This is a genomic window from Pseudomonas uvaldensis (genome assembly GCF_021271205.1).
In the GTDB taxonomy this organism is placed as follows: domain Bacteria; phylum Pseudomonadota; class Gammaproteobacteria; order Pseudomonadales; family Pseudomonadaceae; genus Aquipseudomonas; species Aquipseudomonas uvaldensis.
Genome location: NZ_JAIWKS010000062.1, coordinates 1 through 259, shown reverse-complemented (window position 1 = coordinate 259; position 259 = coordinate 1). Strand labels below are relative to the sequence as shown.

General features: G+C 64.1%; 1 protein-coding gene. It reads left to right on the top strand.

All coding sequences use genetic code 11. From position 1 onward, the window contains the following. A partial coding sequence (locus LCU97_RS26595; RefSeq protein WP_232778227.1) for a condensation domain-containing protein occupies positions 1 to 259 on the top strand: 259 nt, incomplete at both ends.

Here is a 259-nt window from a genome sequence, read left to right as displayed (position 1 = left end):
GGCGGTGCCCGCAATGTGCAGGACATCTACCCGCTGGCACCGTTGCAGGAAGGGATCCTCTATCACCACCTGGCCGCCGAGCAGGGCGACCCGTACGTGCTGCAGTCGCAGTTCGCCTTCGACAGCCTGGCGCGTTTCGAGGCGTTCGTCGAAGCGTTGCAGGTGGTGATCGATCGGCATGACATCTTGCGCACGAGCCTCGTCTGGGAAGGGCTGGACGAACCGCTGCAACTGGTCTGGCGCAAGGTGCAACTGACGC